At 70.4% G+C, this 2,050-nt stretch carries 2 protein-coding genes and 1 pseudogene; all 3 read right to left on the bottom strand.

What is annotated here, in order from left to right:
• Positions 1-93: 93 nt before the first annotated feature.
• A complete protein-coding gene (locus ACTT8P_RS13590) occupies positions 94-459 on the bottom strand; it encodes a hypothetical protein (RefSeq protein ID WP_442831871.1) in 366 nt (121 codons plus the stop codon).
• Between the two features lie 7 nt (positions 460-466).
• Complete coding sequence (locus ACTT8P_RS13595) at positions 467-916, bottom strand: YbaB/EbfC family nucleoid-associated protein (RefSeq protein WP_442831872.1); 450 nt, start codon at positions 914-916, stop codon at positions 467-469.
• A 35-nt stretch (positions 917-951) separates the two neighbouring features.
• Positions 952-2,050: pseudogene (locus tag ACTT8P_RS13600) on the bottom strand (AAWKG family protein); the annotation flags it as partial.

The raw sequence follows: 2,050 nt of genomic DNA on the forward strand, positions 1-2,050 counted from the left end.
GTCGGCCTGCAGCATCTTCTCGCCGATCAGCACGAACAGCAGATTGTTCAGCTGCGGCGAAACCTGAATGCTCATCGGGCGCTGTCCGGTCCGTCAGTGCCTGCCGCCGCCGGTGCCACCGGTGGTGTTGCTGGTGTCGATGTGGGAGTCGTGGATGGCTTCGAGGTTGCCGTTCTGGGTGCCCAGGATGTTCTTCAGGTTGGCGAGCGTGCCGTCGCCCACGCCGACGATGGCCTCCGTCAGGGCCTTGCCGGTCGACGTGGCACCCTCCCGCTGCTTCTTCTCCTGCGGGATCATCTGCTTGGCGTAACTGTCGTCATGGCCGCACCAGTCGGCGGTGGCCGACACGTCCGTGATGAACTCGTTGATCATCTCGACGGCGAAGTTGCTGATGGCCTGGATCTGCCGGGTACCGGACGCCAGGGCGGCGGGGTTGGCGAAGTACGCGTTGTCCGTCATCGTCTCCTCAGTCCTCCGGGTCTTCGCTGATCTCGTCACGGAGCCGGCCGGCCCCGCGCCGCCGGTCACCCTTCGGGCCGTCCAGCACACCGGCTCCGAAGATCTTGTGCCAGTCCACGTCGAAGCCGCTCAGCTCGGGCGCCTGTGGGTTCGCCTTCGTGAACGGCTCGAAGGTCGACATGACCCGCCGGGCCATCCGGGCCCGCGCCTCCTGCACCGCCTCCAGCACGCTGGCAGCCAGCTGACCTGCGGGCATCGTACGGTACTTGTCGTCCAGAAAGCTCAGACCGGTGAGATCACCTTGCGCGGAGACGGTCACCTCGACCGCCCGGTCCGCCGAGCGGACCGTCGCCTCCGCGTGCGCCAGTTCGCCCTCGGCGCGCGCCACCGCGGCCTCGGTCGCCTCCAGTTCGGCCACCGCCTTGGCCAGCCGCTCCTCGATCGACTCGCTGTTCACCGCGCCATCAACCCCTTTCCCGCTCGTTCACCGGCTCAGCGCCCGATGACCGCGGGCGCGCCGCCGTCGTCGGTGCCCCAGACGTCGTCGTCCTCGGCGAGCCACGCCTCCCGGGCCCGGTCGCCGCTCTCCGTCGAGGTGCCGCCCTGGCCGGAACCACCGGGACCGCCCACCGGGTAGGGCGAACTTGAGGTGGTGGGCCGGGTGTACACGATGTCCTCGTCCTCGTCGACGGACGCCGCCCGTGCCCCGCGGCCGCCCCGGGCGCTGCCGCCGGCCGGGTCGGTGAGGACGGCGCGGGTGCGCTCGCTGTTGCCGCCCTGGCCACCGCCGCCACCGCCCATGCCGGGCATGCCGCCGCCGCCCATCCCGCCCATGCCGCCCATGCTCATCGGGTTGAGCGGCGTGCCGCTCGCCGCCTGCTGAGTGGTGCCGTTGAGCGCGGCGAGGGTGCCGCTGCCGCCCGAGCGCAGCGAGCCACCGTCGTACGGGGTGCTGTCATAGTCCTCGTAGTAGTCGTCGACGGAGGAGTCCACGCCGCCCGCCGAGGTCTGCGCGGTCAGCCCGCCGCCGTTGAGGCCGGCGGTACTGGACGATGTCGACGGCGAGTCGAGGCTGTCTCCGGTCAGGTTGCCGCTGGTGCTGTCACCGGTGTCCAGGCCGCTGGTGTCGAGACCGTCGAGGTCCAGGCCGCTGGTGTCGATCGAGGACGCCGACAGGCCGTCGCTGTTGAGATCGGTCGTGGTGGTGTTACCGGCGGCGTCGGTGGTGGTGAGCTGGCCGGTGTCGGGGTTGAGGGTCTGTGAGGAGCCGTCGGGGAAGTCGGTGGTGAGGGTGCCGTCGTCGTTGAGGGTGGTGGTGGACCCGTCCGGGTTGGTGAAGGAGTCGCCGGGGTTGAGCTGTTCGGTGGTGACGTTGCCGGCCGGGTCGGTGACGGTGATCTCGCCGGTGTCCGGGTTCAGCGAGGTCTCGGAGCCGTCCGCGAAGAGGGTGTGCACGGTGCCGTCCGAGTCGAGCTGCGCCGTGCTGCCGTCCGGCGTGGTGAACGTGCCCGTGTCCGGGTTGAGGTCGCTGGTGGTGACGTTTCCGGCGGCGTCGGTGGTGGTGAGCTGGCCGGTGTCGGGGTTGAGGGTC

It is taken from the genome of Streptomyces sp. JW3 (assembly GCF_052216785.1).
GTDB lineage: Bacteria > Actinomycetota > Actinomycetes > Streptomycetales > Streptomycetaceae > Streptomyces.